This is a genomic window from Propioniciclava sp. MC1683 (genome assembly GCF_014164675.1).
Taxonomy (GTDB): domain Bacteria; phylum Actinomycetota; class Actinomycetes; order Propionibacteriales; family Propionibacteriaceae; genus Propioniciclava.
The window spans coordinates 31,946-46,519 of sequence record NZ_JACJFX010000016.1; the positions used below are offsets into that span (position 1 = coordinate 31,946).

The window sequence follows — 14,574 nt, forward strand, 5'->3', positions numbered from 1 at the left end:
GGTCAGCGCTGGCCGGTGGGGAGCGTCACGTGCGTGCGCCACTGGCCGTTCACCAACGACACCTCGGCCGTCCCGTTGAGCAGACGGAGGCGCTCCTCCATGCCGATCAGCCCCAACCCTTTGGCGCCGATCCGCTTGGAACGGGTGCGGTTGACGAACAACCCGTGCAAGAGCCCGTCCTCCTCGTACACGGAGAACCAGCAGGTCGAGCCCGAGGGGGCGTGCTTGATGATGTTGTTGGTCGCCTCACGGACGATCTTGGCCAAGGTGGCGGAACGGGCTGGGGACACCGCTCCCAGGCGGATGTCGGTGTGGACGATCAGGCCATGCAGGCGGAGGCGCTCAGCTTGGTCCTCGATCATGGTCGTGAGGGCGTCGGGGCCGGGGAGGATCGTCGCGGGGATGACGGACGGGTGGCCATCTCGGAGGGACGACAACAGCTGCCGCAGGTCCCTCGCTGCTGAGGCACAGTCCTCTGCGATGCGACCCAACTCGTCACGGGTCGCGTCCGGGACGCCGGGGTCCTCCGCGGCCATCCATGCGCGCATGGCGGCGTGGGACAGGCTCTGGGCGGTCGTGTCGTGCAGCTCCCGGGCAAGTTCGAGCCGGAGCTCCTCGATTCGAAGGCGTGACTCCTCCCGCTGGTGGGAGAGGCGAGCGGCAGCGAGCCGCCACAGCAGGGCGGCACCGACGGCCACCAACGTCGTGACGGCGAAGGGCGTGAAGGACCGAAGCGTCGGGTCGAAGTTGTCGAGGTGCAGGACGAGCCCCACGAAGGAGCCAGTGATCATGGCGGTGGTCAGCGCGACCGAGAACCGGTGGTTGCGTGCCGCCGCTGAGGCTGCATTGATGAGGAGCGCAATGGAGGCCGTCGTCGTCTCCGCCGCGGGGATGAACAGTTCAACCCCGACAGCCACGAGGGCCAGACCGGCCGCCGGGACCGGCCAACGTCCGGACCCGGCAGCCGCCAAGTGGATGACCCCAGCTGTGACCCACGCCCATGGAGACGTCTCGAAACTGTGCTGGATCGTGAAGACGAAAAGGAAGCTGAGTAGGGCAAGGCTGGGCTCGGCGAGGTAGCTGAGGGCCAGTCTTTCAGCGGGCTCCTCGCGAGGGGTGTGCGGCGGGAACACCCCCGGAGTCTAGCGGGTCGGCTGGGACCTTACCGGGGGCAGCGGATCGGGATCACCCGACAGATCCAGCTGGTCCGATCCCTGAGCAGGAGCGTCAGGGGCGGACGAAGGAACAGGACGGTCGGGGACAGGGCGATCACGGCCTCGGTCATGGGGTGCCTTTCTCGGGTGGGGATTACGGCCCCACGGTAGGCACGACGGAGAGGCTGTGGTGGACCGGGTCTACCCGGGAGGATGCTTTGTCGACCGGGGTGGTTCACCCGGTCAACCTTCGGGTGGGTGACGCCTCGTCAGCGTGGGACGAGCCCCCAGGTGTGGGCCAGTGCGGCCAGCGCGGCGCGATTGGGTTGCTCGAGGCGGCTCAGCAGTCGGGACACATAGGTCTTGACGGTGCTGGGCGACAGGAACAGGAGTTCGGCGATCTCGGCGTTGCTCAACCCGCGACCGACGTGGCCGAGGAGTTCCTTGTCGCTGTCCGTGAGGTGGTCCGGCGGAGGGGTGTGTCGCGAAGCGACCGTCCGGAGCAGGGAGGCGACGAGCTTGGGCGACACGAGCGCGTCACCGCTGTACGCGCTGCGCACGCCGTGGAGGACCAGGCCCGGGTTGTCGGACTTCAGGAGGAAGCCGGAGGCGCCAGCCTCCAGCGCCCTCACCAGGGACCGGTCATCGCCAAGAGCCGTGAAGCAGACAACCCGGCAGTTCACCGGTAGGGCCGTGATCCGCGCCGTGACTTCGATCCCGTCCAAGTGCGGCATGTGCAGGTCGACGATGGCCACGTCGGGCAGCAGTTCCTCGGCCAAGCGAACGGCTTCGGCGCCGTCGGAGGCGATCCCCACCAGTTCGAGGTCGGTGGCACGGGCGAGATACGTCTCGATGGCGCGCTGGGCGAGGGGGTCATCCTCAGCGAGGAGGACGCGGATGTGGGGTGACATGAACCCAATGTGCGGGTCCGCGCCGGGAGTTGCGTCAGCCAGCCCGTTGCTCAGCCCTGTTCGTTGACCCCGTAGGTGATGCTCGAGGCCGCTTGCATCAGGGTCCGCGCGTAGACGCGGTCGGTCAGGGGCACGATGGCGCGCCCGATGAGGCCGAACGAACGTCGAGCGGCGACCCGCGTGATGTGGCATCCACCGGTGGCCCGCCGGATCTCGAACCGGTCGATCGTGAGGAGCTGACCGGCGCGTGGCCCCTCGACCAGTTCGGCGCGCCACACGACGATGGAGGCACCGTCCTCCTGGCGGCTGCTGGGGTGCATGTGAACCGAGGTGTCCCCGCCTCGTTGGTGGTGGTGGATGGTGGTGCCGTCCCCGGAGCGCGTGGCACGGGTGGGATCGTATGCCCACCAGTCCAACGAGTCGGGTCGGATCAGGGCGTCGGTGACCGTCGCCCCCGGGACGGAGACGTACCAGGTGAGTCGCTGGACCCGAGCAGGTGCGGGTAGCTCCACGGGGGCTCCGGGGATTACCGTGGGGACGAAGGGGTCGACGGCCGTCACGTCCAGTTCGGCGGTGAGCATCGCCGGGCGAAGGCCGGCCGCTTCCACGAGGCGTGTCACGACGCCTGACGGGTCCTCGAGCAGACTCATCAACAGCGCAGCGGTCCCGGGGGCCGTCCGGAGGGCCTCCTCGGTCAGGGCCTGCGCCGGCGGTGTGAGGGGCAGTGTCGCCTTGGGGTGGGTCGCCGGCCCGGTAGCGGGACCGGTCAGGGCGACGACATGTGTCCTCGCGGAGTCGAGGCTGATCCCGTGCGTGCCGAGCAGCCGGGCTGCATCGCCGCCGGTCTGGAGGAGGCCGAGGTAGAGGTGGGCACGGTCGATCCGCGTCGCCCGGAGGCGCAGCGCCTCGCGGTGGGCGGCCGTCGTCCACAGGTTGGCGAGGTTGAGTGTCATGGGGGTCCTCCCTGTTGCTGGGTGATGGGGTGCTGAACTGTCAGGACGGGCTCGCGACCCCTTGTTCTTCGATGTCCAGGGACGTCGGCTGCGGGTCGCCGTAGGCGGAGGCCTGAAGGTGGTAGAGGTGGGCGTACTGTCCGTTCACGGCAAGGAGCTCCTCATGGGTGCCCTGCTCGATGATGCGGCCACCGTCGATCACGACCACACGATCAGCGATGCGCACCGTGGAGAACCGGTGGGCGATCAGGAAGGTGCTGGCGTCCCGCGTCTGCTCCCTGAACCGCTCGAAGATCTCGCGTTCGGACTCGGCATCGATGGCCGCGGTCGGTTCGTCGAGCACCACGATGGGCGCCTTCCGCACGAAGGCCCGGGCCAGGGCCATCCGCTGCCACTGGCCGCCGGAGAGCTGACGCCCGGCCACGAAGTGCCGTCCGAGCGTGGTGTCGTAGCCGTGCTCCATCTGTCGGATCTCGGCGTCGATCCCCGCAGCTGCGGCAGCCCCCGCAATGGACGTGGGGTGTGCCAGCTCATCGACACGCCCGAACCCGATGTTGTCCCGCACGCTCATCTCGTAGCGGATGAAGTCCTGGAAGATGACCCCGATGTTGGCTCGGTAGGCGTCGAGGTCGTACTCCTCGATCGGGCGCCCTTCGAGCAGTATCTGGCCCGACGTCGGCTCGTAGAGACGCGTCAGGAGCTTGACCACGCTCGTCTTGCCGGAGCCGTTTCGCCCCACGAAGGCGACGCAGGTGCGCGCGGGTATGCGGAAGCTGACGTCGTGGAGGACCTCCCGCGTGGTCCCGGGGTAGGTGAAGGAGACGTTGCGGAACTCGATGCCCTGCTTCAGTGTCCGGGGGAAGGGGAGCCCACCGGTGCCTTCACGGTTCCGGGGCATCCGGAAGACCGCGAACAGGTTGCCCAGGAACAGTGACAGCTCGAAGAGGCCGCCGACAGCCGCCAGGAGCGCCAGCATCGAGGCGTTGATGGTGGTGAGGGCCTGCAGGTAGCCGGCCAGTTCCCCCAGGCGACCGTTGTCGAGGGCGAGGAACAGGGCCGCCGTGATCGCAGCGCCCGCTCCCACCACCGTGACCAGCCCCAGCCCGCCCAGGACCCATGCCTGCCGCGCGGCGATGCTGCGATCGACCGCCAGGAACTCGCGGACGAGTCCGCGGTAGCGGTTGATCAGGTGGGCGCCCAGCCCGAACAGGCGCACCTCCTTGAAGGAGTGGTCCCTGGTGGTGAGGTGCTGCAGGTAGCTGAGCAGACGCCGTCCCGGCGCGCGGTCGTACTCGATCTGGTAAGAGATGGCGCCGAACCACATGGTGCCGATGGCCGCCGGGATGGGGGACAGGATCACCAACAGGGCGATCCAGGGGTTCCACCCCATGATGACCACGGCCACCGACACGAGCGTGAGTGCTTCACGAGCAACCTCGAGTTCCAGGCGCGTCCCCACCTCCATGAGCCGTTCGCTGACCAGCGCGCCCAGTTTGAGCTGCATGACGTGGGACAGGTACTGGGTGGCGATACCGAGGACATGGGCCGCCAGCATCACGCCGGCGAGCAGGGCTGCGGGCAGCGCCACCGCCCGGACGGCCGAGGAGCGATCAGCCTGGGTGATCCCGTCCGCGACCGCCTGGACTGCCCAGGCCAAGGCCTGCACCTGGACGGCCGGAAGGGAGGCCGCGACCACGGTGAGGAGGATGATCCCCAGGATCGTGAGGGGTCCGGTCGACCACAGCAGGCGGAAGGCGCTGATCCAGTCGTGCCAGACGCTGTGCCCGTCCCTCTGTTCGGACGCCGTGCGCAGGGCGGCACGCCCCAGACCCTTCACAACAACCCCCTGTCCCGGGCCGCCTGACGGCTGCGGAGCGTGCGCAATACCTCGTGGCACAGGAAGTAGATCTCCGCTTCGCGACCAAGGTCGATGGGCAGCAGGCGGTTCACGAGCATGTGGGCCAGACTGCCGATGAGGGTCTTGTGGTCCCCGCGCAGGCGCCCCTCCACCTCGGCCAGACGTACGGCGTCTCCGGCTCGGCGGTGCTCCGCCTCCCCGATGCGCAGGGCGACATGAAGGTCGTCCAGGGCCGGGTCAGGGTTTCCGCCCGTGACGGTTTCGGCCAGACTGACGAGCCTGCGGGCGTCACTTCTCAGCGCTGCTCGCATGCGGTCGGAGGGTTGCCCTGTGGGCAACATGTCGCTCAACTGGTCGGGTGTGCAGCCCCACTGGCTGAACAAGGCGAGCACGGCGGCCATGCCCACCTGTTCGTTGGTGAACGCGCCTCCGCAGTCCTCACGGAACGGCAGGAGGGCCACAGCAAGACGACTCGAGGCGTGGAAGGTCTCTTCCACGATCGGGAACACGTCGGAGCCCCCATAGCGGGCCTCCTCCGGAACATAGGGCAGCAAGCTGTAGTGGGATGCGCGTGCCCGCCCGACCAGATCCTCGGCCAGTTCGACGACCTGACCGACGAGCTGGGCAGCCGTTGCGCCGACAGCGCGCCTGATCCGCAGGCGGAGGTGGGGCCGCGGATCCATGTACCGGATGTGGAACCAAGCCTGGACCACGCCTTGGGCCACCCAGGCTTCGCACCGCTCTGCGATTTCTTCCATCAGGATGCGGTCCTGTTCCACGGTGTTGGCGTACAACACCAAGTAGCACCACTCCCCTCCGGCCCCGTGCCGCTGCCCGGTGTCCAGAGGCCCGATGCTCATGGGGGCGGGCATGGGGTGCGCATCGGTGGCCACCAGGGGAACGACCAGCTCGCTGGCGTGGCGTTCGCCCGCGTCGCCGCGCAACCACGTTCCGTCGGAGCAGGGCAGCATCTCGTTGATGGTCAGGCCCTGGACGTGGGCGGGATCGTCGAGGAGCGACACGAGTTCACGGACGCATGCGGGGTGATCGAGATCCAGCAGCAGCCGGTTGTCGAAGTCAGCGGCATAGACCCAGCGGGGAACCCGGTGCCTGTGGCGCCAGCGGGCGATCGTCTCCGGCGAGAGTGACTGGTCGGGGAACAGTGCGGCGAGCAGACGGCGGGACACGGTCCACGTGGCGGGGCGCAGCACCACGTCGCGGTGGATGACGCGGGGCAGGGCGGTCGCCCCCTCGAGGCGTCCCCAGGTGAAGCCGGACGGCATGACGTACCCGTCGGCCGACACGTCGAGCAGGAACCGGGCCACGTTGGGGGCCATCTGTTCGTTCAACATGTGGCTTTGGATCACCACGACTTCGCGTTGGAGACGTCGGCACCACAGGAACATCCGGGTGGCGGAGATGCCCACCTCGAGCTCGTCGAGGGAGATGCGGCCCTCCTCGTCCGCAGTCGCTCCCGCGTTCAAGACGATCTCGTGGTCGGTCAGCAGCGGCCGGACGGCCACATTGGCGGCGTGCCCCGACGATGGCAGATAGCACAACTCGGCGATCACGGCCTCGGGGCGACTACGGTGCCACGCTCTGTACAAGTCCTCGAGGTTCGTCATCGACGTGGGCGGCAGAATGTCATGGAAGCGCCCGTAGGTGCGCCCCCCGAGGCTGAAGGTGCCCCGTCGTCGGGTGGCCACCACGGTCTGGGCTCAGTTGGCCGGTTCGTCCATGCCGCACCCGATGGTGCACATGGGCGTGCAGGTGTTGGAACAGAAGCAGGTCCACTTGGTGCACTTGATGGTCCGGGAACGCGCGGGCGTCCAGGAGGCGGGCTCCACGTGGCCGGCCGCCGGCGTGCTGATCCGGACATCGAGCTGGAAATCACTCATGACGAAACACATCCTTTCTTGGGGGATTGTGGGAACGCCGAAAAGACGAATTGGATTCGTCGATCGGGATTCCCGACGGGAGGGGGTTCCCGCGGTTTCATCACACTCGGGACTCTTGGTCCGGCACAAGGGCTCGGTCGCCTGGGTCGACTTTCGGTGGAGGCTGGCGACCCGAAGGTTGACGGTCGTGTCATCGATCGGGTGCACCGTGGGCCGAGCGTCGCGACGGGGTGAGGTGCAGGCTTCGTGGCGTTGTACCGTGGCGAGACCGAACACCTGGAGGATGCCCATGCACACCACCAAGCGATCAGCCCTTGCGGTGGCCCAGCTCGTGGGAGGCGCGGCCATGGTCGTCGCCTTCTTCGCCTATCTCGTGCTACGTCCGCCCGCCTCGACGTGGGGGGGTTCTGGTGCACCCTGGCTCGGTTGGGGCGTCTATGCCGTGGCCTTCCTCGTCCTGACCGGCGGCGTCAGCCTCGCCGCAGCCGGGTGGAACGCCCTCTCATCCACCCGGCGCCGCACGCGTCCCCAGGGCGACTGACTTCTATCTTCGGGCGCGCTGCCATGCCCCATCGGCCGTGGGATTGCCCATTCGAGTCCTGGCCGGAATTGTCAGAACTGAAAGATTCCTACCGGACAGTCGGATCGAATCGGTCCTGAGCAGGAGAACCCGATGTCGAGATTGCCTATGAGAACCTTGCGTCATGGGGCGCTCCGCTGGATCCTGCGCCCGTGCCCTGACCGCGTGGCACCAAGCCTCGAGCTGAGCAACAACGAGCCCCTGGCCGACGAGCACAACGCCCTGCTGCCCCCGGACTCGTTCCACCTGCCGGTGGGGCGCCCGGTCACCCACACCATCTATCGGGACGCCGCCCACCCCAGCCGGCTCGTCCTGCCGTACACGATGGGGTGAGCCATCGGGGTGAACCGAGGCTTCTGGCAGCACGGACGGGCCCCCGCCTCTGTTGCGAAATGGGGCCGATGATGAGGGGCCGATGGTCGGCGCGCCCATTCCCTCCGAACAGCGGCCCCATTCGACAACGCGGCTGCTGCGGCACCGTGCGACGATGGCTCCATGGAGCCGATCACCCCGTCGCGCCCGGGGCATGTGTTCGCGGAAGTCTCCGGGTGGGAGGTGGAGTGCTGCGGCTCGCCCTTCAGGGTGGGTGACCTCGTGGACGCCGACCTGTACGACTACTTGGCCCCCGCAGCGCAGGAACTGTTCACCCCACTCGAGCAGTACTGGTCGTGGCACGACGACAGTGCGGCCCCTCGGGTGCGGGCCCGGGTCGTGAACCTGTGGGAGGTCTGGTGGGAGTTGCGTCAGGTCGGTGAACGAGCGTTCGAGACGCTGACGGGGCGCGGCCGGGCGATCGGCGTCCACGAGGTTGAGATCGACTTCGACCGTCAGCCCAGCGGGTGGGTGGTCGAGCTGGCACCCGTGGTCGTGCTCCCTCACGCCCCCGGCAGTTGACTCGTGGTGTTGGCCGGACGCCGCAGGCGACCGCCCATGCGCCGGCCCCGCTCGCGGACGATGTCGATGACGCGGGCCGCGGACTCCTCCAGCGCCATGTCGGTGGTGTTGAGCACAGGGCAACGCAGGCGGCGGTGCAGGGCGTTCACCTCGTCGAGCTCGTCGTAGATCGCGGCGAGGTTGACGTAGCCGTCCTTCATGCCGGCATAGCCCTGCCCGCTCACGCGTTCGGAGCGGATGTGCTGGAGCTTCTCGGCATCCATGGTGAGGCCGACGATGCGCCACCGGTCGACGTCGAACAGCTCCTCGGGTGGCACGATGCCCGGGATGATCGGCACGTTCACCACCTTGTAGCCCAGATAACCCAGGAAGATCGACAGGGGCGTCTTGCCCGAGCGCGAGGGGCCCACGAGGCAGATGTCGCCCTCGTGGAACGACGAGGGCGCGGCGCCGTCGTCGTTGCGCACCGCGAAGTCGATCGCCGAGATGCGGGTGAAGTAGTCGACCTCGACGCCGACCGGGCGCAGGGGTTCGCGGTCGGGCTCGACCCCGCTGATCGTCCGTAGTGCGCGGATCGCGTCCGTCATCAGGTCGGCGCACGGGACCCCGATCTCGGCACAGGCCTTGGTCACCAGGTGGGCCTTGTCCTCCTTCACGAACGTGAACATCACCGCGGTCGGCCGCCCCTCCTGAGCCCGGGCGCGGACGGCATCGAGCGCGCCCATCACGGCCTCGCTGGTGGTCATCCGGCGGTGCCGCACCAGGGTGAAGTCGCGGGTCGGGAACTGCGCCACGGCCGCGCGAGCGATACGGGCCGCGGTCTCGCCGGTGGAGTCGGCGATGAGGTGGATCTCGAGGTCGTCCGTCATGGGTCCATCCTCGCCGACTCCGGTGCGTGGGCGTCGCGAATGCCAGCACTCCGGCGGTCGACCGGGTCGTCGGGCGGGGGGAGTGCTCCCCTGTGGAAAACACGGGTCGGGCCCGTCGGTGCTGTTAGGTTCGAGATGACCGCCCGTTCGCCCCCAGGAGGCCAACCATGAGCGTGATGCAGGGCATCACCGAGGACGTCCCGTTCGACCACGGCGCCGCTGACGCACTGGTGACCGCGTGCACGAACGCCGCCTCGGCCATCGAGGGTCAGACCGGGTCGCGAGCCTCCTGGGTGGCGCACGGGCTCGAGGACTTCAAGGGCTACTACGCCCAACTGTTCGAGCAGAACGGCCGGACGCAGGCCAGCGACGCGTCCCACCTGGCCACCCGATTGCGGCAGGTGGCCACGGCGGTCGGTGACCTCAAGGCGTCCGCCACGGCCGAGCAGAATCGCCGCCAGACGGCGCGCGACTGGAAGGCGCGGCAGGAGGCGCGCGGCTTCTGGGACAAGGTGAGTGACTGGTTCACCGGTGGCGAGCCGCCGCCCGTCGGGGGCCCCGACCCGACCAAGAACCTGTCGGTGCCGCCGTACTCACCCCCGCCGCGGGAACCGCTGTCGGGCAACGGGTCGACCGGCACCTCCTCCGCGCGGCCGGCGAACCTCCGCTCGTTCGCCAGCAACTCCCGGGGGGCCAACGACGCGCTCGCGCCGCACCCCGGTCGGCTGCGCACCGCCTACGACGCCTTCACGGGGTCCTGCACGTGGGGGTCCCTCGACGCCGCCGGTGTGTGGGGCGGGTTCGCCGCCTACCTCACGGCCAACGGGCAGGACGTGTCGTGGGCCGACACGGTGGCCGGTGCCTTCGAGGCCGCGGGCAGCTCGGGTGTGGTGACGACCTCCAACGCGGCCATCACGGCGTCCCTGCAGACGGCGGGGGTCAACGCGAGCCGTGACGACCTGGTGATCACCGCGCCCGAGGCCATCGGCGCCCCGCCGACCACCGGCTACGCCAACGACCCGGTCAACACGGCGACCGGCAACTTCCTGGAGCCCGAGACCGATCTCACATTCGGCGGTGGGGCCGCAAGCCTCCGCCTGACCCGCATGTACAACTCGGTGCACCCCGCGGTGGGCGCGTTCGGCCCCGGGTGGTCGTCCTGGACCGAGGCGGGCCTGCTGTTCGACGACGGCGGCGCCCGCTGGGTGCGCGACGACGGCCGGCACGTGCTGTTCCCCCGACAGGGCGATGGCTGGGGCCGCGCCACCACCGAGGCTTTCTGGCTGACGGCCCGCCCCGACGGGCACGCGATCACCGACAACACCGGCGCCCGCTGGGAGTTCGACGCCGCCGGACGCCTCGCCGCGACCTCCGTCGGCCCCGGCAGCCGCGTGGTGCTCTCCTGGGACGGGACGCGCCTGGTGCGCCTCACCCACCAGCGCGGGCGGCGCATCGACCTCACGTGGTCCGACGACCGGGTCGTCGCCGCCGAGGCGTCCGATGGTCGACGCGTCACCTACGACTACGACGACGCCGGCCGCCTGGTGTTGGCCACCTCGCCCCAGGGCACGCGCCGCTACGACTGGAACGACGCCGGCCTCGTTCACCGGGTGACGGACGCCGACGGCGTCATCGAGCTGGAGAACACCTACGACGACCGCTCCCGCGTGGTGGAGCAGCGTTCGCCGCACGGGCGGGTGACGCGCTTCGCCTACCTGCCCGGCCACGTCACGGTGGTCTCCGACCCCGATGGGTCGCGCGCGAACACGTGGATCCACGACAACCGCGGCCGCCTCGTCGGTGTCGTGGACGCCCACGACCAGCGGCAGTCGATGGCCCGCGACCAGTACGGCCAGGTGGTGATGACGACCGAGCGCGACGGGTCGATCACCGTCCGCGAGTACGACGAACGCTCCCGGCTGACGGCCGAGGTGACCCCGTCCGGCGCCCGGGTCGAGACGGCGTGGGACGAGCACGACCGTGTCGTGAGCGTCACGGTCGAGGGCGGGGATGCCCCCGCCACCACCCGCTTCGAGTACGACGGGCTGGAGCGAAACCCCCACACCATCATCGACGCCGAGGGTGGCCGGACCGGGTTCACCTGGGCCGACGGCCTCCTCACAGAGACGGTCGACCCGACCGGGGCTCGGGTCACGATGGCCCACGACGAGCACGGCGACCTGGTCGCGATGGCCGACGGCCTCGGCAACACGGCCCGGCTCGAGCGTGACGCCGCGGGTCGGATCGTCGCCAGCACCACCCCCCTGGGGCACCGCACGACGTTCACCTGGGCGGACGAACGACTCGCCGCGCGCACCGACCCCGATGGGGGCACGTGGCGGTTCGAACACACGCCGGCCGGACGCATCGCCGCGGTCATCGACCCGTTCGGTGCGCGCACCGAGTACGGGCACGACGAGGCCGGGGAGACGGCATCCGTCACCGACCCGTTGGGGCGCACGACCTCGCGCGTGTTCGACGCGCTGGGCAACCTGGCGCGCACCGAGCTGCCCGACGGCAGCACCTGGGTCTTCACCCACGACGCGCTGTCGCGACTCGTCGCCACCATCGACCCCGAGGGCGGCGAGTGGCGCTGGGAGTACGACCTGAACGGCACTCCCGTCCGCGCCATCGACCCCACCGACCGCACCACCGTCGTCACCCGCAGCACCGACCGCACGGTGACCCGGACTGGATCGGTTCGCGAGGACGGCCCCGCCTCCACGCTCGTCACCGACCGCATCGGTCGGATCGTGTCCGTGACCCAGCCGGGGTACGGCAGCCAGCTCACCCGGTACGACCGGTGCGGGCGCCCGGTCGAGTACGTCGACCCCGACGGGAACGTCACCAGCCTGGAGCGGGACGCGGCCGGCCGCGTGCTGGGCCTGCGGCGTCCGGGCGGCGCCACGACCCGGTACACCTACGACGCGCGCGGCAAGCTCGCCTCGGTGACGGACGCCGCGGGCGCCACCACCACGTTCACGATCGACGCCGACGGACGCCTCGAGTCCGAGCTCGGCCCGACCGGTGAGGTGCTCCGATACGAGTACGACGCCAACGGACGGGTCACTGCGTCGGTCCGGCCCGGTCTGGGACGCACCACGTGGGCGTACGACCTCGTCGGCCGGGTCGTCGCCATCAGGAGCCGGCAGTGGGGGTTGCGCCGGTTCGCCTACGACGCGGCCGGCCAACTCGTCGAGGCGCAGGACGCCCTCGGCGGGGTCACGCGCTACCGCTACGACCTCAACGGGCGGGCCGTCGAGGTCACCGACCCGCTGGGCCACACCACCGTCCGTTCGTTCAACGCCCGCGACCAGAAGGTCGAGGAGGTCGACCCGCTCGGGCGCCGCAAGCACGTCGGCTACGACGCGGCCGGGCGCCTGGCCTGGCACGAGTACGGCACCGGCGAACGCGTCGCCTGGGCGTACGACGACGACGGCGCCCTCAGCCGAGTCAGTCTCGACGGCGAGACGGTGGCGCAGCACCAGCGCGACTTCGCGACGAACACGCTCACCATCCTCGACCACACCGACCCCGCCGGCGAGGTCACGCATCGCCTGCGCTGGGACCGCCGCGGCCACCTCGTCGAACGGTCCCGTGGCGATGACACGGTGCACTGGGCGTACGACGTCGACGGGCGGTGCGCCGCCGTCGCGGCCCCCAACGGCGCCACGACCCGCTACGAGTACGACCCGGTCGGCCGACGGGTCGCCGTGGACGCCGCGGGTGCGGGCCGGGTGCAGCTCACCCTGGACGCGGCCGGGCGCCTCGTCGCCGCGACCGCGCCCGGCGCCGAGCAGGCGTGGGTGCACGAGGACGGGGACGTCGTCTCCCACACCCTGACCCGTGGTGGCGAGACCAGTCGCACCGAGGTGGAGCGGGGCGCCGACGGCCGGATCGCCACGATCGTGCGCGACGGCGTCCGCACCGAGTACGGGCACGACGCCGCGGGCCAACTGGTGTCCGCGACCACCGGTGCCGCGACCCAGCGGTGGGAGTACGACGCCGGCGGACGCCTCGTGCGCGAGGCGGACGGCCCGACGACCAGGACGTACGCCCACGACGACGCCGGCCAACTGGTGCGACGTGACGCCGACGGGGTGGTCACCACCTACAGCTACGACGCCGCAGGGCGCCGCACCGGCGAGGTCGGGCCCCACGGCGAGACGACGTTCACCTGGAGCCCGATGGGGTGGCTGTCGGCCATCGAGGGCCCGCACGGCCACACGAGCGTGCACGTGGACGCCCTCGGCGAACTCGCCCGCGTCAACGACGCCGACGTGTTCTGGAACATCGCCGAACGCAGCGTCGCCCCCGTTCAGGTCGGCGGCGACGCCGTGACTGCGGCCCCCGGGTTCCTCAGCGATGGCGCTGGCTGGCTGGCGACCGGGTGGCGTACCGAGCGCGGTGACGCCGTCGATCCGTGGGCGCTGGCCACCGGGTCGACGCACGGGCCGATCAGCCTCGGGGCGTCCGGGCAGGTCGTCTTCGCGGGGTTGGAGTGGCTCGGCGAGCGGGTCAACGACCCTGCCTCGCGCGGATTCCTCAGCCCCGACCCGCTCGACCCGACCCTGGGCGCGCCGTGGGCCGGCAACCCCTACAGCTATGCGGGCAACGACCCGTTGCACGCGCTCGACCCGACCGGCCTGCGCCCGGTCACCGACAAGGAACTCGCCGATTACACCCATGCCGCCCACACCGGGAGCTTCTGGGAGCGCAACGGCGACACCATCGTCGGCGGCCTGGTCACGGCGGCGGGCGTGGCGATCATGTTCGCGCCGATCCCGGGCGCCCAGATCATCGGCGCGGGTATCGCCAGTGCCGGCATCAACGTGGTCACCCAGACCCTGCAGAAGCCGGGCATACCGATCGACTACGTCGAGGTCGGCATCAACGGTGTCCTCGGAGCGATCCCCCTCGGCCGGGCGGCGACCGTCTTCAGCGCCTTCGGGCGGGGAGCCGGCGCGGGTGCCGCCACGGGTCTCGTCACGGGCATCTACACCGGAGTCCGCGACGGCTTGTCGGGCTCCGACCTGGTCTCCAGTGTCGCGCAGAGCGTGGGGATGGGTGCGCTGTTCGGGGGCATCCTCAACGGGATCGGCCACGTCGCCTCCACGCCGAAGCCGTCGACCTCGACCGACCTGGTGCCCGTCAACCCGGCCCCGAGCCAGGCGCCACCGGCCCCGGCGCCGGCGGCACCCGCCCCGTCCACGGAGCTGGTGCTCTACCGGCCGCCGTCGACCGAGCTGGTCCTCTACCAGCCGCCGACCCCGGCGCCGGTCGCCCCGACCGCGCCGCCGGGGCCGCTGGCCCTGCCACCGGGAGCACCACCGCCGTTGGCGTTGCCGCCGGGCCCGAGCGCGCCGTTGGCACTGCCGCCGGGGGCACCCCCGTTGCCGGCGCTGCCGGCACCGCCCCCGATGCTCGCGCTGCCGCCGGGCCCCTCGGCTGGGTAGG

The 14,574-nt window shown here is 70.4% G+C and carries 11 protein-coding genes; 4 read left to right on the forward strand and 7 right to left on the reverse strand.

Annotated features, from left to right (window positions below; genetic code table 11):
* Positions 1 to 2 precede the first annotated feature (2 nt).
* From H5397_RS10735 to H5397_RS10760, 6 genes are all read right to left on the reverse strand, one after another.
* Entirely contained in the window at positions 3 to 1,133 is a 1,131-nt protein-coding gene (locus H5397_RS10735) for a sensor histidine kinase (RefSeq protein WP_182817347.1), read from the reverse strand.
* 290 nt (positions 1,134 to 1,423) lie between these two features.
* Positions 1,424 to 2,065, reverse strand: coding sequence for a response regulator transcription factor (locus tag H5397_RS10740; protein WP_182817348.1), 642 nt, complete (start codon positions 2,063 to 2,065; stop codon positions 1,424 to 1,426).
* Positions 2,066 to 2,115: 50 nt separating this feature from the next.
* Positions 2,116 to 3,018: a Clp protease N-terminal domain-containing protein gene (locus H5397_RS10745; RefSeq protein WP_182817350.1), complete on the reverse strand. Its 903-nt coding sequence runs from the start codon at positions 3,016 to 3,018 to the stop codon at positions 2,116 to 2,118.
* 40 nt (positions 3,019 to 3,058) lie between these two features.
* A complete protein-coding gene (locus H5397_RS10750) occupies positions 3,059 to 4,855 on the reverse strand; it encodes an ABC transporter ATP-binding protein (protein WP_182817352.1) in 1,797 nt (598 codons plus the stop codon).
* A complete protein-coding gene (locus tag H5397_RS18870) occupies positions 4,852 to 6,585 on the reverse strand; it encodes a lantibiotic dehydratase (protein ID WP_182817354.1) in 1,734 nt (577 codons plus the stop codon). The genes H5397_RS10750 and H5397_RS18870 overlap by 4 nt, the downstream gene beginning before the upstream one ends.
* 9 nt (positions 6,586 to 6,594) lie before the next feature.
* Positions 6,595 to 6,774 (reverse strand): FDLD family class I lanthipeptide, encoded by a 180-nt coding sequence (locus tag H5397_RS10760; RefSeq protein WP_182817356.1) that lies wholly within the window; start codon positions 6,772 to 6,774, stop codon positions 6,595 to 6,597.
* A 289-nt stretch (positions 6,775 to 7,063) separates the two neighbouring features.
* On the opposite strand from H5397_RS10760, the gene H5397_RS10765 reads away from it, so the two are divergent.
* The 3 genes from H5397_RS10765 (at position 7,064) to H5397_RS10775 (ending at position 8,248) form a co-directional block, all read left to right on the forward strand.
* On the forward strand, positions 7,064 to 7,315 hold the full coding sequence (locus H5397_RS10765) for a hypothetical protein (RefSeq protein ID WP_182817358.1): 252 nt from the start codon (positions 7,064 to 7,066) through the stop codon (positions 7,313 to 7,315).
* Between the two features lie 204 nt (positions 7,316 to 7,519).
* Positions 7,520 to 7,687 (forward strand): hypothetical protein, encoded by a 168-nt coding sequence (locus tag H5397_RS10770; RefSeq protein WP_182817408.1) that lies wholly within the window; start codon positions 7,520 to 7,522, stop codon positions 7,685 to 7,687.
* Between the two features lie 162 nt (positions 7,688 to 7,849).
* Positions 7,850 to 8,248, forward strand: coding sequence for a DUF6578 domain-containing protein (locus tag H5397_RS10775; protein WP_182817360.1), 399 nt, complete (start codon positions 7,850 to 7,852; stop codon positions 8,246 to 8,248).
* On the opposite strand, the gene ppsR is transcribed toward H5397_RS10775, so the two are convergent.
* On the reverse strand, positions 8,230 to 9,117 hold the full coding sequence (gene ppsR / locus H5397_RS10780; protein WP_182817362.1) for a pyruvate, phosphate dikinase/phosphoenolpyruvate synthase regulator: 888 nt from the start codon (positions 9,115 to 9,117) through the stop codon (positions 8,230 to 8,232). The genes H5397_RS10775 and ppsR overlap by 19 nt on opposite strands.
* Before the next feature lie 167 nt (positions 9,118 to 9,284).
* On the opposite strand from ppsR, the gene H5397_RS10785 reads away from it, so the two are divergent.
* Complete coding sequence (locus tag H5397_RS10785; RefSeq protein WP_182817364.1) at positions 9,285 to 14,573, forward strand: DUF6531 domain-containing protein; 5,289 nt, start codon at positions 9,285 to 9,287, stop codon at positions 14,571 to 14,573.
* Position 14,574 lies beyond the last annotated feature (1 nt).

What these genes read in the sequence shown, in the direction of transcription:
- H5397_RS10740 (WP_182817348.1), bottom strand. Translation starts at nt 2,065, where the DNA reads ATGTCACCCCACATCCGCGTCCTCCTCGCTGAGGATGACCCCCTCGCC.
- H5397_RS10745 (WP_182817350.1), bottom strand. Translation starts at nt 3,018, where the DNA reads ATGACACTCAACCTCGCCAACCTGTGGACGACGGCCGCCCACCGCGAG.
- H5397_RS10785 (WP_182817364.1), top strand. Translation starts at nt 9,285, where the DNA reads ATGAGCGTGATGCAGGGCATCACCGAGGACGTCCCGTTCGACCACGGC.
- H5397_RS10775 (WP_182817360.1), top strand. Translation starts at nt 7,850, where the DNA reads ATGGAGCCGATCACCCCGTCGCGCCCGGGGCATGTGTTCGCGGAAGTC.
- ppsR (WP_182817362.1), bottom strand. Translation starts at nt 9,117, where the DNA reads ATGACGGACGACCTCGAGATCCACCTCATCGCCGACTCCACCGGCGAG.
- H5397_RS10760 (WP_182817356.1), bottom strand. Translation starts at nt 6,774, where the DNA reads ATGAGTGATTTCCAGCTCGATGTCCGGATCAGCACGCCGGCGGCCGGC.
- H5397_RS10765 (WP_182817358.1), top strand. Translation starts at nt 7,064, where the DNA reads ATGCACACCACCAAGCGATCAGCCCTTGCGGTGGCCCAGCTCGTGGGA.